The organism is Stenotrophomonas sp. LST15-1-1.1 (assembly GCF_040815575.1).
In the GTDB taxonomy this organism is placed as follows: Bacteria; Pseudomonadota; Gammaproteobacteria; order Xanthomonadales; family Xanthomonadaceae; genus Stenotrophomonas; species Stenotrophomonas lactitubi_B.
Genome location: NZ_JBFPNJ010000029.1, coordinates 204,100 through 226,090 on the forward strand (window position 1 = coordinate 204,100; position 21,991 = coordinate 226,090).

Annotated in this window: 24 protein-coding genes; 11 read left to right on the forward strand and 13 right to left on the reverse strand. The window is 65.4% G+C overall.

Translation table 11 applies throughout. The annotated features are described in order from the left end of the window. Position 1 precedes the first annotated feature (1 nt). The 7 genes from MRBLST15_RS13555 to MRBLST15_RS13585 all read left to right on the forward strand — a co-directional run bounded on the left by MRBLST15_RS13555 (position 2) and on the right by MRBLST15_RS13585 (position 5,560). Complete coding sequence (locus MRBLST15_RS13555; protein WP_265952543.1) at positions 2-970, forward strand: GDP-mannose 4,6-dehydratase; 969 nt, start codon at positions 2-4, stop codon at positions 968-970. After that, positions 967-1,995 (forward strand): dehydrogenase, encoded by a 1,029-nt coding sequence (locus tag MRBLST15_RS13560; protein ID WP_265952542.1) that lies wholly within the window; start codon positions 967-969, stop codon positions 1,993-1,995. Before MRBLST15_RS13555 ends, MRBLST15_RS13560 begins: the two co-directional genes overlap by 4 nt. Then, on the forward strand, positions 1,992-2,582 hold the full coding sequence (locus MRBLST15_RS13565) for a D-sedoheptulose-7-phosphate isomerase (RefSeq protein ID WP_265952540.1): 591 nt from the start codon (positions 1,992-1,994) through the stop codon (positions 2,580-2,582). The genes MRBLST15_RS13560 and MRBLST15_RS13565 overlap by 4 nt, the downstream gene beginning before the upstream one ends. A gap of 50 nt (positions 2,583-2,632) precedes the next feature. Continuing rightward, positions 2,633-3,340, forward strand: coding sequence for a nucleotidyltransferase family protein (locus tag MRBLST15_RS13570; protein ID WP_265952537.1), 708 nt, complete (start codon positions 2,633-2,635; stop codon positions 3,338-3,340). Further along, positions 3,337-3,942, forward strand: a complete 606-nt coding sequence (locus MRBLST15_RS13575; protein ID WP_265952536.1) for a D-glycero-alpha-D-manno-heptose-1,7-bisphosphate 7-phosphatase — start codon at positions 3,337-3,339, stop codon at positions 3,940-3,942. Before MRBLST15_RS13570 ends, MRBLST15_RS13575 begins: the two co-directional genes overlap by 4 nt. 231 nt (positions 3,943-4,173) lie before the next feature. Next, a complete protein-coding gene (locus MRBLST15_RS13580) occupies positions 4,174-4,527 on the forward strand; it encodes a hypothetical protein (RefSeq protein WP_312704376.1) in 354 nt (117 codons plus the stop codon). Positions 4,528-4,558: 31 nt separating this feature from the next. Beyond that, a complete protein-coding gene (locus tag MRBLST15_RS13585; RefSeq protein ID WP_265952534.1) occupies positions 4,559-5,560 on the forward strand; it encodes an acyltransferase family protein in 1,002 nt (333 codons plus the stop codon). 57 nt (positions 5,561-5,617) lie between these two features. Here MRBLST15_RS13585 and MRBLST15_RS13590 read toward each other — a convergent pair whose 3' ends face one another. From MRBLST15_RS13590 to MRBLST15_RS13650, 13 genes are all read right to left on the reverse strand, one after another. Further along, positions 5,618-7,519, reverse strand: coding sequence for a hypothetical protein (locus MRBLST15_RS13590; RefSeq protein ID WP_265952533.1), 1,902 nt, complete (start codon positions 7,517-7,519; stop codon positions 5,618-5,620). Then, complete coding sequence (gene rffA, locus MRBLST15_RS13595) at positions 7,516-8,649, reverse strand: dTDP-4-amino-4,6-dideoxygalactose transaminase (protein WP_265952532.1); 1,134 nt, start codon at positions 8,647-8,649, stop codon at positions 7,516-7,518. Before rffA ends, MRBLST15_RS13590 begins: the two co-directional genes overlap by 4 nt. A gap of 29 nt (positions 8,650-8,678) precedes the next feature. Next, positions 8,679-9,305: a class I SAM-dependent methyltransferase gene (locus MRBLST15_RS13600; RefSeq protein ID WP_367786258.1), complete on the reverse strand. Its 627-nt coding sequence runs from the start codon at positions 9,303-9,305 to the stop codon at positions 8,679-8,681. 3 nt (positions 9,306-9,308) lie between these two features. Next, on the reverse strand, positions 9,309-9,674 hold the full coding sequence (locus MRBLST15_RS13605) for an EamA family transporter (RefSeq protein ID WP_265952530.1): 366 nt from the start codon (positions 9,672-9,674) through the stop codon (positions 9,309-9,311). A 4-nt stretch (positions 9,675-9,678) separates the two neighbouring features. Further along, on the reverse strand, positions 9,679-10,902 hold the full coding sequence (locus MRBLST15_RS13610) for an acyl-CoA reductase (RefSeq protein ID WP_367786260.1): 1,224 nt from the start codon (positions 10,900-10,902) through the stop codon (positions 9,679-9,681). Next, a complete protein-coding gene (locus MRBLST15_RS13615) occupies positions 10,899-12,002 on the reverse strand; it encodes an acyl-protein synthetase (protein ID WP_265952528.1) in 1,104 nt (367 codons plus the stop codon). Before MRBLST15_RS13615 ends, MRBLST15_RS13610 begins: the two co-directional genes overlap by 4 nt. After that, the gene (locus tag MRBLST15_RS13620) at positions 12,002-13,402 is read right to left on the reverse strand and encodes an AMP-binding protein (protein WP_367786262.1); all 1,401 of its coding nucleotides are present in this window, start codon (positions 13,400-13,402) and stop codon (positions 12,002-12,004) included. The genes MRBLST15_RS13615 and MRBLST15_RS13620 overlap by 1 nt, the downstream gene beginning before the upstream one ends. Then, positions 13,403-14,137: an SDR family NAD(P)-dependent oxidoreductase gene (locus MRBLST15_RS13625; RefSeq protein WP_265952526.1), complete on the reverse strand. Its 735-nt coding sequence runs from the start codon at positions 14,135-14,137 to the stop codon at positions 13,403-13,405. 11 nt (positions 14,138-14,148) lie between these two features. Next, positions 14,149-14,397, reverse strand: a complete 249-nt coding sequence (locus tag MRBLST15_RS13630) for an acyl carrier protein (RefSeq protein ID WP_176021863.1) — start codon at positions 14,395-14,397, stop codon at positions 14,149-14,151. Beyond that, a complete protein-coding gene (locus tag MRBLST15_RS13635) occupies positions 14,394-15,152 on the reverse strand; it encodes a hypothetical protein (protein ID WP_265952525.1) in 759 nt (252 codons plus the stop codon). The genes MRBLST15_RS13630 and MRBLST15_RS13635 overlap by 4 nt, the downstream gene beginning before the upstream one ends. Beyond that, entirely contained in the window at positions 15,149-16,120 is a 972-nt protein-coding gene (locus MRBLST15_RS13640; protein ID WP_265952524.1) for a glycosyltransferase family 2 protein, read from the reverse strand. The genes MRBLST15_RS13635 and MRBLST15_RS13640 overlap by 4 nt, the downstream gene beginning before the upstream one ends. Before the next feature lie 449 nt (positions 16,121-16,569). Beyond that, a complete protein-coding gene (locus MRBLST15_RS13645; protein ID WP_367786265.1) occupies positions 16,570-17,511 on the reverse strand; it encodes an electron transfer flavoprotein subunit alpha/FixB family protein in 942 nt (313 codons plus the stop codon). Beyond that, a complete protein-coding gene (locus tag MRBLST15_RS13650; protein WP_367786267.1) occupies positions 17,511-18,257 on the reverse strand; it encodes an electron transfer flavoprotein subunit beta/FixA family protein in 747 nt (248 codons plus the stop codon). Before MRBLST15_RS13650 ends, MRBLST15_RS13645 begins: the two co-directional genes overlap by 1 nt. 285 nt (positions 18,258-18,542) lie before the next feature. Between MRBLST15_RS13650 and rfbB the strand changes: the two genes are divergently transcribed. Genes rfbB through rfbD form a run of 4 tightly spaced genes read left to right on the forward strand, consistent with a single transcriptional unit; the run spans position 18,543 to position 21,944 of the window. Beyond that, positions 18,543-19,598, forward strand: a complete 1,056-nt coding sequence (rfbB, locus tag MRBLST15_RS13655) for a dTDP-glucose 4,6-dehydratase (RefSeq protein ID WP_367786269.1) — start codon at positions 18,543-18,545, stop codon at positions 19,596-19,598. Between the two features lie 14 nt (positions 19,599-19,612). Further along, positions 19,613-20,500 carry a glucose-1-phosphate thymidylyltransferase RfbA gene (gene rfbA / locus MRBLST15_RS13660; RefSeq protein ID WP_265953429.1) on the forward strand — a complete coding sequence of 296 codons (888 nt, stop codon included), beginning with the start codon at positions 19,613-19,615 and terminating at the stop codon, positions 20,498-20,500. Further along, entirely contained in the window at positions 20,497-21,054 is a 558-nt protein-coding gene (rfbC, locus tag MRBLST15_RS13665) for a dTDP-4-dehydrorhamnose 3,5-epimerase (protein ID WP_265953430.1), read from the forward strand. Before rfbA ends, rfbC begins: the two co-directional genes overlap by 4 nt. Then, positions 21,051-21,944, forward strand: coding sequence for a dTDP-4-dehydrorhamnose reductase (gene rfbD / locus MRBLST15_RS13670; protein ID WP_312704366.1), 894 nt, complete (start codon positions 21,051-21,053; stop codon positions 21,942-21,944). Before rfbC ends, rfbD begins: the two co-directional genes overlap by 4 nt. Positions 21,945-21,991: the final 47 nt, after the last annotated feature.

Here is a 21,991-nt window from a genome sequence, read left to right on the forward strand (position 1 = left end):
CATGAAAGTACTTGTGATGGGAGCAACCGGTTTCGTTGGCAGCTACCTGATGGAGCGCGCCATCGCCGATGGCCACGAGGTGTTGGGTACCAGCTACAACCCGACCATCGAGCCGAAGGACTGGGCCTCGTTCCAGGATCGCGTGGTGCGATGTGACATCCGCTACCGCGAGCAGACCTCGCAGGTGATCGACGCATTCCGTCCGGACGTGGTCTACCTGCTGTCGGCGCAGAGCTATCCGGCGCTGTCCTGGTCGGCGCCGGCGGAAACGCTGGACACCAACGTCGTCGGCACGGCCAACGTGTTCGAATCCATCCGTGCCGCCGGCATCGATCCGGTGGTGGTGGTGGCCTGTTCCAGCGCGCAGTATGGCGAGGTGGCCGCCGAGGACATTCCGGTCAAGGAATCGCACCCGTTGCGGCCGCTCCATCCGTACGGCATCAGCAAGGTGGCGACCGAGATGCTGGCGCTGCAGTATTGGTCCAACTGGAAGATCCGCGCAGTGTGCGCGCGCATCTTCAATACGACCGGTGCGCGCAAGGCCGGTGACGTGTGCGCCGATCTGACCCAGCGCATCGCCCGCATCGAGGCTGGCCAGATCGAGCCGGTGTTGAGAGTGGGCAACCAGGACACCTGGCGTGCGATCACCGATGTGCGCGACCTGGCCTCCGCGCTGGAGCTGCTGGCCGCCAAGGGCGAGCCGGGTGGCATCTACAACATCAGTGGCGCGCGCACCTACCAGATCCGCGAGATCGTCGAGCAGGTGGTGGCCGCCGCACGTGTGCCCGTCGACGTGCAGGTCGATCAGGCACTGCTGCGGCCCAGCGACGAGAAGGTCATCTTTGGCGACTCCTCGCGCCTGGTGGAGCGCACCGGTTGGCAGCAGCAGGTGCCGCTGGAGCAGACCCTGAAGGACATGCTGGCCTACTGGCGCAGGACGCTGGGCGTGGCCGACGAGGCCCGCGCATGATCGTCCGCTCGCGCGCACCGCTGCGGCTTGGCCTGGCCGGTGGCGGTACCGACGTGTCGCCGTTCTGCGACCAGCACGGTGGCTTCGTCATGAACGTCACCATCGACAAGTACGCCTACGCGACCATCGATGACGCGCCTGCCGGGACGGTCTCCTTCCACGCGCAGGACGCCGAAGCCAGCGAAACCCTTGCCGTTGCCGACGTGCAGGCCAATGCCGGACCGCTGCAGCTGATGAAGGGCGTGTACCTGCACCTGACCGACCGTTACCTCGGCGGAGTGCGGCCGAGCATCCGCGTGCGCACCCATTCCGACGCACCGCCAGGGTCTGGCCTGGGCTCGTCCTCGACGATGGTGGTGGCCCTGGTCGCTGCGTTCGCCGAGTACTTCTCGCTGCCCCTTGGCGAATATGAAGTCGCGCAGCTGGCGTATCGGATCGAGCGCAGCGACCTGGGTCTGTCCGGTGGCAAACAGGATCAGTACGCGGCGGCTTTCGGCGGCTTCAACTTCATGGAGTTCTATGCCGAAGATCACGTCATCGTGAATCCGCTGCGCATCAAGGACTGGATCTGTGCCGAGCTTGAGTCCAGCCTGGTGCTGTACTTCACCGGTGTGTCACGCGCCTCGGCCAAGATCATCGACGAGCAGTCGCGCAACATCAAGGAAGGCCGCTCCGACTCGCTCGACGCAATGCACCGCCTGAAGGCCGAAGCGACGCAGATGAAGGAAGCGCTGCTGCGCGGCGATCTGGTTCGTTTCGCTGAAGTCATGCAGTCCGGCTGGCAGGCAAAGAAGCAGAGTGCATCGAGCATCAGCAATCCGATGATCGACGAGATCGAGCAGCTCGCCTTCGCCAACGGTGCGCGCGCAGCCAAGGTTTCCGGCGCCGGTGGCGGCGGTTTCATGATGTTCGTCTGTGATCCCGCCGATCGCCTGCGGCTGGTGCGCGCGCTGGCACAGGCCGGCGGCACCGTCTATGACACCCACTTTACGCACCACGGAGCTACCTCATGGAAACTGGGATGAATGCCTTCATTGAAGAAGAGTTCGGCAAGGCGCAGGAGAATTTCCGCCGCATGGCTGCCGACGCCGCGCTGCAGCAGCAGATCCGCGACGCCGTGGCGCTGTGCGTAGAAGCGCTGCGCGCCGGCAGGAAGATCATGTTCGCCGGAAACGGCGGCAGTGCCGCTGACGCCCAGCACTGGGCGGGCGAGCTGGTCAGCCGCTTCTACTACGATCGTCCGGGTCTACCGGCGATCGCATTGACCACCGACACCTCGATCCTTACCGCCATCGGCAACGACTACGGTTACGACTACACCTTCGCCCGCCAGATCGAGGCGCTGGGCCAGGCAGGCGACGTGTTCGTGGCGATCTCGACCTCGGGTCGTTCAAAGAACATCATGCGTGCGCTTGAAGCATCCGAAGCCAAGGGCGTGCGGGTGATCGGCTTCACCGGCGAGCACGGTGGCGACATGAAGGATCGCTGCGAGATCTGTTTCTGCATTCCCTCCAACGAAACGCCGCGCATCCAGGAAGGCCATGAGTTCATCGGCCACCTGCTGTGCGCGCTGATCGAAAGCGAAATGTTCCCGCGCGCGGAAGCGGGCTGATCCATCGCGATGGCCCGGAGCATGATGACTCTTCTGCAGGACACTCGACCATGACCATTGCCGACGAAGCCATCGTGCTCGTGGGAGGCTTCGGCACCCGCCTGCGCTCGGAAGTGCCCGATCTGCCCAAGCCGCTGGCGCCGGTGGCTGGACGTCCGTTCCTGGCCTACGTGCTCGACAATCTCGCTGAAGGCGGCATCCGCCGCGTGATCCTGGCCACCGGGTACCTGGCCGAGCGTGTCGAACAGGCCATCGGGAGCCGCTGGCAGGGCATGGACGTGGTGTACTCGCGCGAGCCCGAGCCGCTGGGCACCGGCGGCGCACTGGCATTGGCCGCCCGCCAGTTGCACGGCCAAGCCGTCCACATGAGCAACGGCGATACCTACCTGCGTTACTCGCCGCAGCAGTTGCAGCAGCATGCGGAGCGGGAGCAGGTGTCCCTTGCAGTCGCCCTGGCCAAGGTCGAGGACGTCGGCCGCTACGGTGCTGTCGAACTCGCGCACGGCCGCGTCGCGGCATTCAACGAAAAGGGTGGCCACGGTCCCGGCTTCATCAATGCCGGCAGCTACTTCCTCGGTCCAGGAGCGCTGTCTTCATTGCCGGACAAGCCGGTGTTCTCGTTCGAGACCGATGTGCTGCTGCCGCGGGCAGCCAGCGAGGGCCTGGCTGCCTGCGTGGATACGGCGGACTTCATCGATATCGGGGTGCCTGAGGACTACCGGCGCGCGCAGCATATCTTTGCCGGCGGCAAACCATGACGATGCCGCAACCAGGGTGCGTGGTCGGTCCAGCGTGGCCGGCCGCAGGCGCACCGCTGGGCCGGGTACTGTTTCTCGATCGCGATGGCGTGATCAACATCAACCATGGTTATGTCCATACCCCGGATGGCACTGAATGGGTGCCAGGGATCTTCGAGCTGTGCCGCGCGGCGCAGGCGCGAGGGTATGCACTGGTGGTGGTGACCAACCAGGCGGGAATCGCACGCGGCTACTACAGCGAGCAGCAGTTCGCCGAGTACACCGCGTGGATGCACGCGCGTTTCGCCGCCGAAGGCGTGCAGATCGCGGCAACCTGGTACTGCCCCCATCACCCGCAGGCCGGACAGGGCGCGTACCGGGTGGAGTGCGGCTGTCGCAAGCCGGCACCGGGCATGTTGCATGCCATGGACCAGGCGCATGCGGTGGACTGGCCGCGCTCGGTGCTGGTGGGCGACAAGCGCTCGGATGTGCAGGCCGGCCAGGCCGCCGGCGTCGGACGGTGCTTCCTGCTCGGCAACGACACCGGCGAGGGTGAGTTGGAAGAGGGCAGTTTCCAGGCGTGCATGTCGCTTTCCCAGGTGCAGGCATTGTTGCCGAACTGAACAGGCAGAAAGCACTTAGGCCAAGCCAGGTGCTTTACCGACCCTGCGACGTGGGTAAGAATGCCCCGTCGCCGCAGTGGCGTTCATCAGAGATAAAGAATGAGGTTGACTCCAAGGATGCTCGCGTCCGTTCTGCTGGGCCTTGCCCTGGCGGGCTGCTGCGACGAAGAGGGCCGCCGTCGCGCGGGCGCCCAGGGAACCAGCACGATGCCCGCCGAGATGGGAGCAAGCGTGACCGACGCATCCGTGCCTGGCCTGACCCTGACCCACGCCAGCGTGGAGGGCATCACGTTGCAGGCACACGTGAACAAGCTCAAGTGCCGGGCCGGACGCGGTGCCGCCGCTGAAGTCCAGGTGCAGTGGAGCTCGGCGCTGCCGGGGCTGACCTTCGTGCAGATCACCGCCGGCAGCCGTACCCAGGTGGCCAAGCTGTGGGTGGAAGGTGGTGCCAATGGCACCGAGACCACCGGGCCGTGGTTCGAGGATGGTGGCGAACTGACGCTGCTCGACGGGACCGATCGGGTGATTGGCGTGGTTCGTGCCAGCGCAACCGAATGCACGTCCGACAGCCCGGCCGCACCGTGATGCGGCCTTCGCCCCTGAGTGGAGCACTCTCTTGAAACTTCCTGTGTTTGGTTTTGGTGCCAGCCGCTTCGTGCTGGCCTCGCTGGTGGCCGGTTCACACCTTTGGTCGAACATGCCGCAGGGTTACGCGGCCTACGCGGTGTGGGCATTCTTCGTGCTCAGCGGCTTCCTGATGACGCTGGTGCTGACCACCAAGTACGGCTTTGATGGCCGCGGCATCAAGGCATATGCCTTCAACCGCTTCATGCGCATCTTCCCGCTGTACTGGCTGGCCGCGATCATGGGTCTGCTGACCCTCTGGTACTACAACGGCATCGGCATCGATCTGCGTCCGATCAATGGCGAGTTCCATATGCCCAAGGGCCTGCAGGACTGGGCCTATGTGATCACGCTGTTCCCGGGCATCCAGCGCGGTGGCATGCCGGTGCCGGTGGCCAACGCGTTGGCCATCGAAGTGGGCTTCTACCTGCTGCTGCCGCTGATGGCGACCTCACGCGGAGCGGCGTGGCTGGGCGTGATCATCGGTGCGCTGCTGAACCTGAAGATGGGTATCGTCACCGAGACCTTCGGCGATCGCTACGCCACTTTCCTGCCGTGCCTGCTGCCTTTTGCGGTCGGCTCGCTGGTCTGCCAGTACCGTGCCCAGCTGGAGCGGTGGCGCATGCCGTGGACCAGCTCGATCGTCTGGATGCTGCACGGTGTGGTCTGGGTGTTCCTGCAGAGCTGGCCTTGGACGTGGGGCCTGTATGTGTCGCTGGTGCTGTCGGCGTGGATGGTGGTGTCGCTGCACGCGCAGCCCTCGGGCAAGGTGGACAAGATGCTCGGTGACCTGAGCTATCCGATCTACCTGATCCACACCACGGTTGCGGCCTGGTTCGTCTGCGCCTGCGGCTTCACCCGCCCGTTCGCGACCTTCTTCCTGCCTGCCTTCGCGGCAACCGTCGCGCTGTCCTGGCTGATCGTGATCCTGATCGACCGGCCGCTGTCGCGCCTCAAGCGCAAGCCGCCGGCCCACGTGGCCCCTGCGGCCTGATCCTGACATGCCGGTGCCGCCGTCGTTGGCGGGGCACCGGCATCGAAGGGCCAAGCGCTAGCGAGCCGGGGCGGTGCAGGCGGGCAGGTCGATCTGCGATTGGGCCAGAAGACCCTGCCCATCGGCGCGAACAAGTGTCAGCAGCGAATGGTTGGGAACCGCGTGTTCCAGGGTCAGCGTTGCCTGGCCGGGTGCGGTGGCCGCCAACAGGGTGCGGCTTGCACCGATCGATTCGACCCACAGATGCGCGCCGAACGGTGCCAGGTCCCGGGTATCCATTTCGATCCGCATCACCTGCGGGTCCGCGCCCAGCGCACAGGTGCCCGCAACGGGGAGCGCAGCCAGCACGGCCGGCGTCGCCGCTTCGCGGATGCGCGGGTCGAACTGCTGCTCCTGCGGCTGGCCCGGGCCGAACCCGGGAATGTTGGCCAGCGAAGGATACAGCCGGTAGCGCATCTGGAATGCGGGTGAGAACACGTTCAACTGCTTGTCCCGCAGCAGTCCGATCAGCTTGGCCCGTCGCTCGGCGGGATAGGCGCATACGGTCATGATGTCCGGACACGGGCCCGGCTCATGCAGGGGATCGGCGGCCAGCTTCTGCATCGACAGCGCGGCATTCTGCCAATAGGAAGACAGATAGTAGGGCAGGCCCCAGTTGGCCCGGGTTACCGTCCACTGCACCGAGATCAGCAGGGCCATGACCACCACGACACTGGTGCGCTCGATCCACAGGCGCACGGTGGACGCTGTCAGGTCGACCTGGCACAGGCGTTGCTGGAACAGTACCGCCAACGCCACCAGGCTCATCTGGTAGGACATCACATAGCGCGGCTGGTGCAGATAGTTCCAGTCATAGGCTGGCACGCGGCTGATGATGATGCCGGCGGTAAGCGCATAGGCCACCAGCATGAGGAACGTTGCCAGTGCCAGCGTGCGCGTGTAGCGCCCCGCGCGCCACGCCAGCAGGACGCTGACCCAGAAGTACAGGTGCAGGACTGCGACGACGGCGGCGCACAGCGCGATCATCGAGGCAGTGGATGCCGGGAACCAGCGGGCGAGATGCTCGACGTGGATGAGGCTGTCGGAGAAGGGAATGAGCAGGCCACGCAGGGCTTCGCCGTTCAGCAGGGTATCGGCCAGGGAACCCTTGGGCTCGATCAGCGCCGAGGTCGCACCTGCACGATGGGCTACCCAGGCCAGGAACAGCCGCGCCGCCACCAGACCCAGTACTGCTGCACCCGCAGTCCGCACCTTCTGCCGGGTGCTGGTGCCCAGCAGTGGAATCCAGGCCAGCACGGCGGCGATCACCACCACCACTGCGATCTCGTCGATGCACGCGCCCAGCAGGGCCGTGGCCAGCAGGATCCACCCTGGTCGCTGCCGTTCCAGCTGGGTCATCGTCAAGGAGAAGTACAGCGTGCCCAGAAGCAGCGGGATGTACCCCAGCGTGGCCAGCGGCCAAGTGAAATTGTTGGAGCTGTTCAGCGAAAGCCCGAGTGCGAACACCAGGCCGATGCACAGCCACGACAGCCCGTTGCGCAGGCCATCGGCGGCCGGCTGCCGGCGCATCTCGTGTGCGATCGCACAGCACCAGAGGATGCCGATGGCAGTGCCGATCAGTCCTTCGATGCCGAAGTCCATGCCGAAGTAGCGGGTGTGGAACAACAGCACCAGCTTCTGCAATGGCTGTGCATGGTCGCCGGCACCGCGCTGCACGAACAGATCCAGGAAGGTCAGCGAGCCATCGAAATAGCGCGTCAGGAAGCTTTCCAGGAAGTACCAGGCATCGGACTGGACCAGCGGCGTAGCCGCCGCGTCGCTGTACAGCAGGGCATTGCCACAGGCCGCGGCCATCAGCATCAGCCCCAGCATGCGTACCACGAAGGCGACCGATGCCTGCACCGGCGGCGCACGCCACGTCGGGATCGCGCCGCTGGCGGAGGGATCCAGCAAGGTCATGCGATCTGCTCCAGAGCCTTGTCGGCCGCCTCCAGGATCAGGTCCATCTGCGGTTCCACACCAATCCACAGCGGCATGCGGACCAGCCGCTCGCTCAGATCATCGGTTACCTGCATCGACGAACCGGTGCGACCGTGGCTGAGGCCGGCCGGCGAGGAATGCAGCGGGATGTAGTGGAACACCGCCTGCACGCCCTGTTCGCGCAGCAGCTGGATGAAGCGCGTGCGCGCGTCCAGCGAGGGCAGCAGCATGTAATACATGTGCGCGTTGTGGGTGGTGTGCTGGGGAATCGTCGGTCGGATCAGGCGGCCGGCAGCTTCGTGTGGCGCGGCCCAGGCATGGTAGCGGTCCCAGATGGCCAAGCGACGCGTGGTGATGTCTTCGGCCGCTTCCATCTGTGCGGCCAGGAAAGCCGCGGTGATCTCGCCGGGCAGGAACGAGGAGCCGACGTCTACCCAGGTGTACTTGTCCACCTGCCCACGGAAGAAGCGGCTGCGGTTGGTGCCCTTCTCCCGGATGATCTCGGCGCGCTCGGCATGGGTATGGTCGCGGCACAGCAGCGCGCCGCCTTCGCCGGAAATGATGTTCTTGGTTTCGTGGAAGCTCAACGCGCCCAGATCGCCGATGGTGCCCAGCGGTCGCCCCTTGTAGGTGGACATGATGCCTTGGGCGGCGTCTTCCACCACGGCCAGGCCATGGCGTTCGGCGATTGCCAGGATCGCGTCCATCTCGCACGACACGCCAGCGTAGTGCACCACGCAGATGGCCTTGGTGCGCGGGGTGATCGCGTTCTCGATCAGCGCCTCATCGATGTTCAGCGTGTCGGCACGGATATCGACGAACACCGGCACCGCGCCCCGCAGCACGAAGGCGTTGGAGGTGGAGACGAAGGTATAGGACGGCATGATCACTTCATCGCCATCCTCCAGATCCAGCAGCAGTGCGGCCATTTCCAGCGCGGCTGTGCACGAATGGGTCAACAGCGATGCGCTGGCGCCGGTGCGCTGGTTCAGCCACGCGTGGCACTGCTTGGTGAACGGGCCATCGCCGCTGAGATGCCCATTGGCGTGCGCATGGGTGATGTTGACCAGCTCCTGGCCAGTCATGAAGGGCTTGTTGAACGGAATCACTGCTGCTCCTGATCGTGGCTGGCGTCGGCCTAGCGCACGCATTCCATGATGTAGTGTGTATAGGGTACGAAAAGCATATCGCTTCTCACCTGGCCCTTGACCGAGCCGAATTCGGCTTCGGCCAGGGACTGGTAAGCGGCCGGAGTACGGATGCTCTGGCCACGGTCGCGCGCGATCAGGCCATGGGCGATGGCCGATTGGCCATCCACATAGGCACCATCGAGTGAGATGAAACGGCCGCCGGGTTTGAGGGCGGCATGCGCGGTCCGCATCAGCGCACGCGCATGGGAATCGTCGAGGTGATGAAGGATGCCGATGGCCAGCACCAGATCTGCCTTCTGCTGCTGCTCCTGGCCTACCTGGTAGTCGGCCACGTCCATGCACTCGAAGCGCGCGCGATCGCCAAAGCGTTTGCGTGCGGCCTCGATGTAGGGCGCGGACAGATCGAAGCCAACGTAGCGCAGGCCCGGCGGAAGCTGGCTGAAGAGCTCGCCGGTGCCGCAGCCGATGTCGAGGATGTGGTCGCCCTGGCGGGGGCAGATATGGTCCCGGATCAGGCGCGTCCGTGAGCGTCGCGCCCCCAGCAGATTCTGCAACAGGTCGTAAACCGCTGGGTGTGAGAGCACTGCGTGCAACCCATCGGTTTTCTGCGACATGGTTCAGGCTCCAGAGCGAGACAGGACGATGACGCCCAGGATGATCAAGGCGGTGCCGGCGATCTTATGCGAGTCGAAGGACTCGCGGAAGAGCCACACGGCCAGGGTTGCCACCAGGGGGAAACTCAGTGCGGTGAACGGATACGCCTTGCTCAGCGGCATCCGGCCGATCGCTGCCATCCAGCACAGCGAGGCCCCGAACGCGGCAGCGAAAGCGCTGATCACCCAGGGATTGAGCAGCAGGGTGAGGATCGCGCGGGGATTCAACCCATCGATGGTCGAGCCCGGGTTGAGGCCGACCTGCCACTTCAGCATGAGTTGACCGTACACGGTCAGCAGGATGGTCAGGGCAATGAAGACGTAGCTCATCGGGTCAGGTCGCTGGTAGGGTGATCTTGCGGGTGAGGACATCGATCAGGTCGGTGCCGTCCCAGACCGGGTGGAAATCCAGGGCGCGGCCGAAGGGCACCACGCGATCGATCGCACGGTTGCCGAGCCCACAGAGGAACCCGCGCAGTTCCTGCGCGTTGAAGCCATGCTGGACCAGCGTCTGGTCGCGGTCATCGAGCTGCGCTGCCAGTGCATCCAGCACCGCTAGATCGATTTCGACAACCAGGCCATGGCCTGACTGGATCTCGCGGATCTCGCCATCGGCATGCGCAGCCTCCAGACGCAGTGGGTACAGGCCGATGGCATCGGCCGAGTGCACGCCGTGGCCCATTGCGGCCAGCAGGTTGGCGTCGGTTACCCGTGTCATCAGGGCAGCGGGTTCGTCTTCCAGGGTTGCGGCCTGCATGCGTACTGCTGGCCAGAAGCGCGACTTGGCTGCGGCGATGCCATTGCTGTCGCCGACCCAGTACAGGGTGCGTGGCGAGGAACAGGCCTGCTGACCAAACCAGAGCACATCGTTGCAGAAGCGCCGGGCCAGTTCCTGCACGTCGTCGTCGCTGCCCTCGGCGACTGTGGTTGCACGCATCACCGCTACGCCGAAACGGTCGGGGAAAGCGAGTTCGACAGCCAGCGGGGCGATGGGCAGCGAGCGGATCTTGGCTACCGTGGCGTCACCGCCCCAGATGATGCGCGCATGGCAGTGGCGGGAAATCGCCGTGGTGATCGCATCGTCATGTGGATAGGTCAGCAGGACCGCGCGCTCCAGCACCTGGGGGTGCAGGCCTTCGCGCTGCATGTCATGCAGGATCGACACCAGCGCATCGCGCTGGGTGCTCTGCTTCTGCGAAAGGCGCGCCACGTTGGTGTTGCCCGACAGCACCGACATCAGCCAGGCGTAGGCGAACAGCACGTCGACATTGGCCGGCGCCAGGTGGAAGACCAGGCCGCGTGCGAGGTCCAGTTCGGACGCGCGCGTGCCGATGCGCTGCGACAGCTGGTTGACTGCCGCACCCCGGAACCAGTGGCCAAGCGTGGCCAGCTCCGGATGCTGACGCAGCTGCGGCAGGCTGAACACCCGGCGCGAAAAATCAGCCACGAATTCGCGTAGCGGAGTGCTGAAAGGCAGCAGCGGAGGCAATGCCGAAAGGCGCGCCAGCTCAGCCTCCAGCGGGGCATCGGGATGGATCGAGAAGAGCAGTCTGGTCATGCGTTGGGTACCGTGCGGGTATCGCTGCAACCGCGGATTTCCACGTTCTTGATGCGGCCAAGCACGGCGAAGTGCTTGCCGGGGCGACCACAGGGGCAGTCGTCCTCGCCATGGATCACGCCAAGGTCTTCGGTCAGCAGGCTGTGGCCGGGATAGCTTTCCGGCAGCAGGCTGAGCACCTGGATCGCGCCGGTCGTGCCATGCGCCACCGGGTTCAGATCCTGCAGGTCACGCACGATCACATCGGCATAGGCAGGTGCATGCAGGTGGCCGTGTTCGCATTCGAAGAAGATCGAGCCGACCTGTTCGACCATCCCGTAGTAGTTGTGCACGCGCTCGATACCGAAGGTCTCCGACAGCGCGGCCTTGTAGGCTGCATTGTCGACCTTCTGTTCGTCCATCTTCTTCCAGCCGCCGCCGTGCACCAGCATGCTGCCGGCAGGGAAGCGGATCTGCCGGCCATCACGACGCGCGGCCTGCACGAACGATTGCCAGACGATGAAGGTGAAGCCGAACAGCAGCACCGGCTCGTCAGGATGTGCCTGCAGCCAGTTTTCCAGTGCGGCCCAGTCCGGCTGCAGGTCTTCGTCGAGCAGGTAGAGATGGTCGCGGCCGAAATTGGAGAAGCCCAGGATGCCGGCGGCGCGGGCGTTGAAGCGGCTGCGGTCGCGCAGGAAGCTTGAATCGTCGACCACCAGCATGCGCAGGCGCTTGGAACCGGCAAAATGGGAGAAGATGCGGGTCAGTGCCCGCGCTTGCGCGCGCGCGGTATCAGCATCAAGAAATATGCGCGACACGGCAGCGCCGGTGGTGCCACTGGAAACCAGTGTGCGCGAAACCTGGTCGTCTGCGATGCTCTTCAGATCCAGCAGCTTGAACATGCGTACCGGTAGCCACGGGACCTGTTCCAGGCTGGGCGCCTGGTCGGCCGACCACAGGCCGTCGAGGATGCGCGCGTAGGGCGAACAGTGCGCACGATGGTGGGCGGTCAGGCGGTTCAGCCCCTCCAGCAACCAGGCGCGCTTCTGCGCACGGTCCATGCCGAAGACCTCGACATCCAGTGCGGCCGCTGCGTTGGCGGCCGATGGGGCAGGCAGCATCACCTTGCAACTCCTTGTCCGGCCATCTGCCGGAGACTCTGGTAATCCACCTTGCCGCTGGCCATCAGGGGCAGCGACTGCAGGTGAAGGGTTCGGACGTGGCCGCCGAACAGCTTGTAGCGTTCCTGCACGAGCTGGCGCACCTGCGCCTGGTCGGCCACCTGGGTGCCGTGGCTGAAAGCCACCAGGTCATCGTCAGCGCCCGAGCACGCGATCTGCTGCCCCAGTGCCGAAGACAGCATGGCCTCGACTTCGTCGAGGTTGACCCGGTTGCCGGAGATCTTCAGGAAGCGCTTGGCGCGACCGGTGATGTAATGGAAGCCGTCCTCGTCGACGCGGGCCAGGTCGCCGGTGCGCAGCACGCCCTGCAGTTCGTCACCTTTGGCCAGGTCACTGCGCGTGGTGGCGTAGCCCATCATCACGTTGGGACCGGAATAGACCAGCTCGCCCGTGGCAGCATCCACCTGCATGTGACCACCGGGCACCGGCACGCCGATGCTGCCGACCTTGTCGATGATGCGCGAAGCGGGGACGTAGCTGATCCGCGGCGATGCTTCGGTCTGCCCGTACATGACGAAGAACTGCAGGCCATGTTCCAGGCTGGATTCGGCGAAGTAAGCCACCAGTTCGTCGCGCAGTCGGCCGCCGGCCTGGGTCAGCATGCGCAGGCTGGGCAGCTGCATGCGCGCCAGTCCCATCCGGCGCAGGATCTCGAAGGTGGCCGGAACACCGGACAGCGAAGTGATGGCATGGCGGCGCGCACTGTCCCAGAAGCCGCGCGTCATCAGGCTGTCCTCGCTCAGCACCACCGAACCGCCCACGGCCAGATGGCTGTTGAGGATGGACATGCCGAACGAGTACGCCAGCGGCAGGGTCGTGATCGCACGGTCTTCGGCCTGCAGGCCGAGGTACTGGACGATGGCGCCGGCATTGGCGTCCAGGCCCTGCGCCGAAAGGCGCACCAGCTTGGATGAACCGGTGCTGCCGGACGTACTCAGCAGCAGCGCCAGCTCAGGGTGCGGCGCGGACACGGCCGGTGCCGTCCGTCGCACATGCAGTGCCAGCGCCTGGCCCTGCATCACGGTCTGGTAGCCGTCGGCAGCCGGGCCCGGGCTTGCGACCCATTCGGGCTGGTAGTGCGCAACCAGCTCGGCCAGCAGCTGCGGGTCGGTATCCGGCTGCAGCAGCAACGGTACCTGCCGGCCGCTGCGCAGCGCGCCCAGGTACAACGCCACGGCCTCGGTATGACTGGGCATGCACAGCAGGCCCATGCCGCGGCCGTCTGGCAGTCGCGCTGCCTGCTGGTCCGCCAGTCGGGCCAGGGTGGCGTAGTCCAGCGACTGATCGCCCTCGATCAGGGCAACGCGGGTGGCGTGTTGTTCAAGGTTCCAGAACGGCATTCAGACCACCATCTGTCCGTCGATGCCGATCACCTGTCCGGTGACGTAGGTAGAAGCATCGCCGAGCAGGAAGGCCACCAGCGCGGCGACTTCTTCCGGTGTGCCGGCACGGCCCATGGCGATCGAAGCCACACGCTTGGCGTGCGCAGCCTCGGGCATGCTGCGGGTCATGTCGGTATCGATGAAGCCCGGCGACACCGCGTTGACGCGGATGCCGCGGGCGGCCAGTTCCTTGGATGCCGAACGGGTGGCACCGACCAGGGCAGCCTTGCTGGCCGCGTACAGGCTGAGGCCAGCCGCGCCATTGACGCCCATGATCGAGACCAGGTTGACGATGCTGCCCTTGCCGGCACGTGCCATCAGCCGAGAGGCGTACTGCATTGCCATCAGCGGCGCCTTGACGTTGACTGCCAGCACCTGGTCGATATCCTCGGCACGGATCATGCCGAGCAGCCCTTCGTGCAGGACACCGGCGTTGTTGACCAGTCCGTCCAGCCGCCCGAAGCGGGCGAACACCTGCTTGAACAGCCCGGCGATGGCGTCGGCATCGGTCAGGTCCAGGGCGGCGCACACCGCCGCCGGCGCGCCCAATGCCTGGATCTGAGTGTCCAGTTCGGCCAGTGCCTGTTCGTCGCGGGCCACCAGCACCAGCTGCGCATGCTGCGCGGCCAGGTGCAGGGCAATGGCCCGGCCGATGCCGCGCGATGCGCCAGTGACCAGGATGACAGGCAGCACGTCAGCCACGGTCAAACGGCCGCGCCGTGCTTGCGCAGGATCTCGCGCGCCTTGCCGACCGAGCTCATGTCGATCACTTCATCCATGTCGATCATCACGCCGAAGGCTTCTTCCAGTGCGCCCACCACGGACATGTGCGCGATCGAATCCCACTGCGGGATGGTGTTGTAGCGCAGGTCATCATTCACGCTGTCGGCCGGAATGCCCAGCACGCGGGCGAAAACGGCAACGACCTGATCTTCGGTGACGGCATCATTCATAGAAATTTCCTGAACCCAGACAGGGTGGTGTTGAAATGGAAGCCGAGGCGGGCATACAGGTTCAGGATGCCCGTGTTGGCGGCAGAAACGAGTGTCGTGCACTGCGGAATGCTGCGCGCGGCGAGCGATTCCAGTGCGGTGATCCACAGCGGCAGGGCCAGCATCGCATAGGGGCCGGTAGCGCCGGTCAGCAGCAGCTCGCAGTTGCTGTGGTCGGCGGCCACGCGTTCGGCGTGGAAGCCGATGGTGCGCCCGCGTGATTCCGCCACCTGCGCCAGCCCGGCATTGACCAGGTCTTCGATCCAGTTGGCCGTGCGCAGGGCGGCTCGCTGCGGGTCGATGGCCGGGTCTTCGAGGAAGCGGCCGTGGGCGAAATCGGTGGCGGCGATATGGCGAAGCGCGGCGATGTCATCGACGGTGGCAGCGCGAAGCGTCGGCAGCATGCCGCGCGGAACCGGAGGTAGGTTGGCGAAACCGCTGCGCGAGACGGTCAGGGATGTTTCAACGAAGGCGTAGCCGTGCTGCAGCAGGGCGGCCTTTGCCGCCGTATGGGTGGCGTCGATGCGCCCGAACAGATAATGCACCGATTGCGTGGCGCACCACTGTTCCAGCTCCGCCAGCAGCGCGGTGGCCTGCCCGGGGTGGTCGACCTGCAGGTGCGTCACCTCGGCGGTGACAAACCCCAGAGCACGCTCGTCCCAAGGGGTCAGGCGTGCGGCAAGACGGCCATGGCTGTTGTTGATGAGCAGGCTCATCGGGCCTCCCGCTCGTCGTTCACCGCATCGGCGACGATGTAATAGGGGCGCTTCTGTACGTTGCGGAATACCTGGCCGACATACAGGCCAACCACGCCCAGGCAGAACATCACCAGGCCGCCGATCAGCCACACCGAGCCGATGATGGAGGTATAGCCGGCGACTTCGATGTCGCCGTCCCACCAGCGCAACAGGCTCATGGCCACCAGCACGAAGGCCACCAGCGAACACACGATGCCGGTGCCCGCGACCATGCGCAGCGGCTTCTCCGAATAGCCCAGTGCGATGTTCATGGACAGCTTGAGCAGCTTGCGCAGGGTGTAGGAGGTTTCCCCGACCGTGCGTGCCTGATGCTGGACCGGCAGCTTGCCGGTGCGGAAGCCGGCCCACTTCACCATCAACGGGAACGAGCGGTCACGTTCGGGCATCTGGCATACGGCTTGGATGACCTTGCGGTGATAGATGCCGAAGTTGGCGGTGCTCGGATCCTGCGCGACGCCGGTCAACCAGCCCAGAACGCTGAAGAAGGTCCACGAGGACAGGCGCTTGAGGGGGGTGTCCTGGCGCTCCAGGCGCTGGGCGAACACCACATCCAGCTGTTCGTCGTTGGCCTTGCGGTACAGCGCCGGGATTTCGCTGGGCACATCCTGCAGATCGCAGTCCATGACCACGGTCCAGCGCCCGCGGGCATGTTCGATGCCAGCGGAAATGGCCGAGTGCTGGCCGAAGTTGCGCGACAGGCGCAGGCCGCGCAGCCAGGGGCGGGTGAGAGCCAGCTCGGCGATCCGGGCCCAGGCGCCGTCGGGACTGGCGTCGTCCACCAGAATCATCTCGAAGCTGACACCCAGGGTGGCTATCGCAGACTGCACCTGGTCCACCAGGTCTTCCAGACAGCCCTGGCAACCATAGACAGGCGCCACTACTGATATTTCCGGGCTGGTTTCCCCGCGGTGCAGGGAGGAAGACATCGCGTCTGTCATGGCGTAATGGAGTCCTTGGGCGCCCTGCTTTGGCACGTGGATGGCACCGTTTCGCCATGCGACGGGAGTGCAGGAGCAGGCGCGTGCCCCCGGCGTTCCGCCCGCGTGACGATCAGTGTCGGCAGTCGTCGATTATAGCTTCACCGACCGGGCCCCGCCGCCCAGTGTTTCCCGCGCTGCGGGCGCGCTGCCGAGTGCAGTGTTCAGCTTGCGCACCGAGCGCTGGCGGTGCAGGCCGCTGCGGCGGTGGCAGCGGCAGCGGCAGCAGGCGACCGAGGTTGGGAACAGGCTGCGCGACTGCGAGCTTCCGCATCAAACGTCAGTCTCAGGACGTTTGAGATGGGCCGGGGCGAAATCGCTCGGCCGCGGATACGCAGACCCCCGGTGGAGCTTGCGCTGCAACCGGGGGTCGGGTTTCGCACTGCGGGGGGCGTGGCTCAGCCCAGCGCGGTTTCCAGCTCCGGCAGGATCGTGAACAGATCCCCGACCAGGCCGATATCGGCAATCTCGAAGATCGGCGAATCGGCATCCTTGTTGATGGCGACAATCGTGCCAGCATCCTTGATGCCGGTCAGATGCTGGATCGCACCGCTGATACCCACGGCCACGTACAGCTCCGGCGAAATGATCTTGCCGGTCTGGCCGACCTGCAGGTCGCTGGGCACGTAGCCGGCATCGACCGCAGCGCGCGATGCACCGACGGCGGCGCCGAGCTTGTCGGCCAGCTGGAAGATGACCTTGAAGTTCTCTTCCGAGCCCACGCCGCGGCCACCGGACACCACGCGCTTGGCGCTCTGCAGGTCCGGACGGTCGCTGGCACCGGCGGCCAGGCCGACAAAGCGGGTGTGGCCCGGCAGGGCCGCATCGACACTGGCGGCTTCAACCGCGGCGCTGCCGCCCTGCGCGGCTTCCGGCCACGACGCGGCACGCACGGTGGCGACCACGATCTGATCGGCCGGCACGTCGACGGTGATGATTGCGTTGCCGGCGTAGATCGGACGCTTGAAGGTGTGGCTGCCTTCGACGGCCATCAGGTCGGAAACCTGGTTGACGCCGAGCAGGGCGGCCACGCACGGCATCAGGTCCTTGCCGAAGGTGGTCGACGGGCCGAACACGTGGGTGTAGCCCTTGGCCAGCTGTGCGATCTGCGGGGCCAGCACCTGGGCCAGCGCCTGGGCGTTGGCGGCGTTGGCCACGGTCAGGACCTTGGCGACGCCGGCGATCTTCGCCGCTTCAGCCGCTACGGCGGTCGGGTCGGCAGCCAGCACCAGCACATCGATGCTGGCGCCGGAAATGGCGGCCGCAGCGCTGACGGTCTTGGCGGTGGCGGCGTTGAGCTTGCCGTCGTGGTGCTCGGCGATGACGAGAATCTTGCTCATTACAGCAACCCCTTCTGCTTGAGTGCGGCCACCAGTTCGGCGGCGTCCTTGACCATCACGCCCTTGCTGCGCTTGGTCGGCGCAGCGTGCTGGGTGGTCTTGAAGGTGTCGGCAGCTTCAACGCCGAGGTCGGCCAGCTGCAGGGTTTCCAGCGGCTTGGCCTTGGCCTTCATGATGTCGGGCAGCTTGATGAAGCGCGGTTCGTTCAGGCGCAGGTCGGTGGTGACCACGGCCGGCAGATCCACTTCCAGCGTTTCCAGGCCGGCGTCGACTTCGCGGGTCACCGTGGCCTTGCCGTCGGCAATGTCCAGCTTGCTGGCGAAGGTCGCCTGCGGACGGCCCCAGATCGTGGCCAGCATCTGGCCGGTCTGGTTGGCATCGTCGTCGATGGCCTGCTTGCCCAGGATCACCAGGTCCGGCTGTTCCTTCTCGACCAGCTTGAGCAGGGTGCGGGCGGCGGTCAGCGGCTGGATGGCCTGGTCGGTAACGACGTGAATGGCGCGGTTTGCACCCATGGCCAGGCCGTTGCGCAGGTGCGCCTGGGCATCGGCCGGGGCAATGGTGGCAACCACGACTTCGCTGGCGATGCCCTTGTCGCGCAGGCGCAACGCTTCTTCCAGGGCGATCTCATCGAAGGGATTGGGGGACAGCTTGACGCCGTCGGTGACCACGCCGGAGCCGTCCGGCTTGACCTGAATGCGGACGTTGTAGTCCACCACGCGCTTGTACGCGACGAGGATTTTCATCTGGTACGAGATCCTTGTAGTGCCGGTTGCTGGCCGGCTCACAGTTGCTGGAGAACGTCCGGTCCTGCAACAGCAACCGGTTCGGGGGTGGGATCTGGATTCTAACTGGCCCGAGGCAACCATGCGAATGCGTATGGTTTTGTTGCGGCGCGGCAAAACAGGCCCTTTCCGGCGGCCTGTTCACGTCGTGCAAGCAGTCGTGAAGGCCACCCCGATGTATCCTGTTGCGCTGTATTGGGCGCCATGCGCGCTCGTGGACGCCTCATCAAACCAGGAGAACAGGTAGTGCCCACATGGCTTGTCACCGGCGGCGCCGGATTCATTGGCGGTAACTTCGTTCTCGAGGCGGTCGCCCGCGGCATCAAGGTCGTCAACCTCGATGTGCTGACCTACGCCGGCAATCTGAAGACCCTGTCCAGCCTCGACGGCAACCCGGACCACGTGTTCGTGCAGGGTGATATCGGCGACAGCGCGCTGGTTGCCCGCCTGCTGGCCGAGCACCAGCCCGATGCCGTGCTGAACTTCGCTGCCGAAAGCCACGTCGACCGTTCGATCGATGGCCCTGGCGCCTTCATCCAGACCAACGTCGTCGGCACCCTCGGCCTGCTCGAGGCGGTGCGCGATTACTGGAAGGCGCTGCCGGCCGAGCAGGGCGCGGCGTTCCGCTTCCTGCATGTCTCCACCGACGAGGTGTACGGCACCCTGGGCGAGACCGGCAAGTTCAGCGAAACCACCCCGTATGCACCGAACTCCCCGTACTCGGCGTCCAAGGCCGCCTCGGACCACCTGGTGCGTGCGTTCCACCACACCTACGGGCTGCCGGTGTTGACCACCAACTGCTCGAACAACTACGGCCCGTACCACTTCCCCGAGAAGCTGATCCCGCTGGTGATCGCCAAGGCGCTGGCCGGTGAGCCGCTGCCGGTGTACGGCGATGGCAAGCAGGTGCGCGACTGGCTGTTCGTGACCGATCACTGCGAGGCGATCCGTACCGTGCTGGCCAAGGGCCAGGTGGGCGAGACCTACAACGTCGGCGGCAACTCGGAAAAGCAGAACATCGAAGTGGTGCAGGCGATCTGCGCGTTGCTGGACCAGCGCCGTCCGCGTGCCGATGGCCAGCCGCGCTGTAGCCAGATCACCTACGTTGCCGATCGCCCGGGCCATGACCGCCGTTATGCGATCGACGCATCCAAGTTGAAGAACGACCTGGGCTGGGAACCGGCCTATACCTTTGAACAGGGCATCGGCTTCACCGTCGACTGGTACCTGGACAACCAGGAATGGGTGAATGGCGTGCTCGACGGCAGCTATCGCCTGCAGCGCATCGGCACTGCGGCCTGAACCAAGGACACGACATGACCCAACGCAAGGGCATCATCCTCGCCGGCGGTTCCGGCACCCGGCTGTATCCGATCACCAAGGGCGTCAGCAAGCAGCTGCTGCCGGTGTACGACAAGCCGATGATCTACTACCCGCTCAGCGTGCTGATGCTGGCGGGCATCCGTGAAGTGCTGATCATCAATACCCCGCACGAGCAGGCGCTGTTCCAGCAGCTGCTGGGTGACGGTTCGCAGTGGGGCATGGACATCCAGTACGCCGTGCAGCCCAGCCCCGATGGCCTGGCGCAGGCGTATCTGATCGGCCGCGACTTCGTTGGCGGCAAGCCGAGCTGCCTGGTGCTGGGCGACAACATCTTCCACGGCCATGGCCTGCGCGATGTGCTCAAGCGCGCCGACGAGCGCGTGGACGGTTCGACCGTGTTCGGCTATTGGGTGAATGATCCGGAGCGTTACGGCGTTGCCGAGTTCGACAAGAGCGGAAAGGTGATCGACCTGGTCGAGAAGCCGGAGAACCCGCGTTCGAACTACGCGGTGACTGGCCTGTACTTCTATGACGGCAAGGCCAGCGACTACGCCGCCGAGCTCAAGCCGTCGCCGCGTGGTGAGCTGGAGATCACCGATCTCAACAAGCGCTACCTGGACGAAGGCAACCTGCACCTGCAGGCCCTCGGCCGCGGCTATGCATGGCTGGATACCGGCACCCACCAGTCGCTGCTGGAGGCATCCAACTTCATCGAGACCATCCAGACCCGTCAGGGCCTGCAGGTCTGCTGTCCCGAGGAAATCGCCTTCGGCCAGGGCTGGATCAATGCCGAGCAGCTGGAAGCGCTGGCGGCGCCGCTGATCAAGAATGGCTACGGTCAGTACCTGCACACGCTCGCCCAGCGCGGGGTCGTTCCGTGAAAGTGATCGAGACATCACTGCCGGGGTGCCGGGTGATCGAACCGGCGGTATTCGGCGATGAGCGTGGTTTCTTCTACGAAACCTGGAACGCCGAGCGCTACGCTGCCTTGGGTCTGCCTGGTCGTTTCGTGCAAAGCAACGTGTCCACCTCGGCCAAGGGCGTGCTGCGTGGCCTTCATTACCAGTGGCCGCGCCCGCAGGGCAAGCTGGTGACCGTGCTGGAAGGCGAGGTGTATGACGTCGCCGTCGACATCCGCCGAGGTTCGCCGACATTCGGCCGCTGGGAAGCGGTCGTGCTGAGCGCTGCGAACAAGAAGCAGTTCTGGATTCCGGAAGGCTTCGCGCACGGGTTCGCGGTGTTGTCCGAGCGTGCCTTGTTCAGCTATCTGTGCACGGATGTATACGTCAAGGAGGCGGATGCGGGCATCCGCTGGAACGACGCCGACATCGCCGTGGACTGGCCGATCAGCGCCCCAACGCTGTCGGCCAAGGACGAGAACGCACCGTTCCTGAAGGACATCGCCCAGGATCGACTGCCGGTCTACGCCCCATGAAGTATCTGGTCTTCGGTGGCAATGGCCAGGTAGGGCAGGAGCTGCTGCGCGCGCTTGCGCCGTATGGCCAGGTAATCGCCACCACCCGCAGCGGCGAGCTGCCCGATGGCAGCGCCTGCGACGTGGCTGACTTCAGCAGGCCCGACAGCTTGCCTGCACTACTTGATCGCCTGCAGCCGACGGTGGTGGTCAATGCGGCCGCTTACACGGCGGTCGATCGCGCCGAGCAGGATGCGGAGGCTGCATTTGCAGCCAATGCGCAGGCACCAGGCGTGATCGCGCGCTGGTGTGCGGCGCATGGCGTGCCGTTCGTTCACTACTCAACCGACTACGTGTTCGACGGCCAGGGCACGGCACCGTACCGCGAGGACGAGCCGACTGCGCCGCTTGGGGTCTACGGCACCAGCAAGCGTGATGGCGAAGACGCCGTACGCGCTGCGGGCGGCCGTCATCTGATCTTCCGCACGGCATGGGTGTATGCCTCGCACGGTGCGAACTTCCTGCGCACGATGCTGCGGGTCGGCGCCGAGCGTGACCAGCTGCGGGTGGTGTCCGATCAGATTGGGACGCCCACGCCGGCGGGCTTGATCGCCGATGTCACCGCACTGGCACTGCAGCATCCGAAAGCCCTGTCAGGCACCTGGCACCTGACGGCATCGGGCCAGACCAGCTGGCACGGGTTTGCCGAGGCGATCTTTGCCGAAGCGCTGGCCAGCGGCCTGTTGACCAAGGTGCCGGCCGTCGAGGCGATTGCCAGTTCAGAGTATCCCACCCCGGCCAAGCGTCCGGCGTGGTCGGTGCTGGACAACCGCAGGTTGCAGCAGGATTTCGGCATCGTGCTGCCCGCGTGGAAGGACGGATTGAAGCGGGTGATGGCGGAGATTGCCTGACCCGGTAAACGGCGTGCCGACCAACGGTCGGCACCCACCCCGAGCCA

Coding starts and splice junctions, on each gene's coding strand:
- MRBLST15_RS13565 (WP_265952540.1), top strand. CDS start 1,992: ATGAATGCCTTCATTGAAGAAGAGTTCGGCAAGGCGCAGGAGAATTTC.
- MRBLST15_RS13645 (WP_367786265.1), bottom strand. CDS start 17,511: ATGAGCAAGATTCTCGTCATCGCCGAGCACCACGACGGCAAGCTCAAC.
- MRBLST15_RS13605 (WP_265952530.1), bottom strand. CDS start 9,674: ATGAGCTACGTCTTCATTGCCCTGACCATCCTGCTGACCGTGTACGGT.
- MRBLST15_RS13590 (WP_265952533.1), bottom strand. CDS start 7,519: ATGACCTTGCTGGATCCCTCCGCCAGCGGCGCGATCCCGACGTGGCGT.
- MRBLST15_RS13650 (WP_367786267.1), bottom strand. CDS start 18,257: ATGAAAATCCTCGTCGCGTACAAGCGCGTGGTGGACTACAACGTCCGC.
- MRBLST15_RS13615 (WP_265952528.1), bottom strand. CDS start 12,002: ATGCTGCCTGCCCCATCGGCCGCCAACGCAGCGGCCGCACTGGATGTC.
- MRBLST15_RS13610 (WP_367786260.1), bottom strand. CDS start 10,902: ATGACCAGACTGCTCTTCTCGATCCATCCCGATGCCCCGCTGGAGGCT.
- MRBLST15_RS13575 (WP_265952536.1), top strand. CDS start 3,337: ATGACGATGCCGCAACCAGGGTGCGTGGTCGGTCCAGCGTGGCCGGCC.
- MRBLST15_RS13620 (WP_367786262.1), bottom strand. CDS start 13,402: ATGCCGTTCTGGAACCTTGAACAACACGCCACCCGCGTTGCCCTGATC.
- rfbD (WP_312704366.1), top strand. CDS start 21,051: ATGAAGTATCTGGTCTTCGGTGGCAATGGCCAGGTAGGGCAGGAGCTG.
- MRBLST15_RS13555 (WP_265952543.1), top strand. CDS start 2: ATGAAAGTACTTGTGATGGGAGCAACCGGTTTCGTTGGCAGCTACCTG.
- rfbA (WP_265953429.1), top strand. CDS start 19,613: ATGACCCAACGCAAGGGCATCATCCTCGCCGGCGGTTCCGGCACCCGG.
- MRBLST15_RS13570 (WP_265952537.1), top strand. CDS start 2,633: ATGACCATTGCCGACGAAGCCATCGTGCTCGTGGGAGGCTTCGGCACC.
- MRBLST15_RS13600 (WP_367786258.1), bottom strand. CDS start 9,305: ATGTCGCAGAAAACCGATGGGTTGCACGCAGTGCTCTCACACCCAGCG.
- MRBLST15_RS13640 (WP_265952524.1), bottom strand. CDS start 16,120: ATGTCTTCCTCCCTGCACCGCGGGGAAACCAGCCCGGAAATATCAGTA.
- MRBLST15_RS13635 (WP_265952525.1), bottom strand. CDS start 15,152: ATGAGCCTGCTCATCAACAACAGCCATGGCCGTCTTGCCGCACGCCTG.
- MRBLST15_RS13630 (WP_176021863.1), bottom strand. CDS start 14,397: ATGAATGATGCCGTCACCGAAGATCAGGTCGTTGCCGTTTTCGCCCGC.
- MRBLST15_RS13560 (WP_265952542.1), top strand. CDS start 967: ATGATCGTCCGCTCGCGCGCACCGCTGCGGCTTGGCCTGGCCGGTGGC.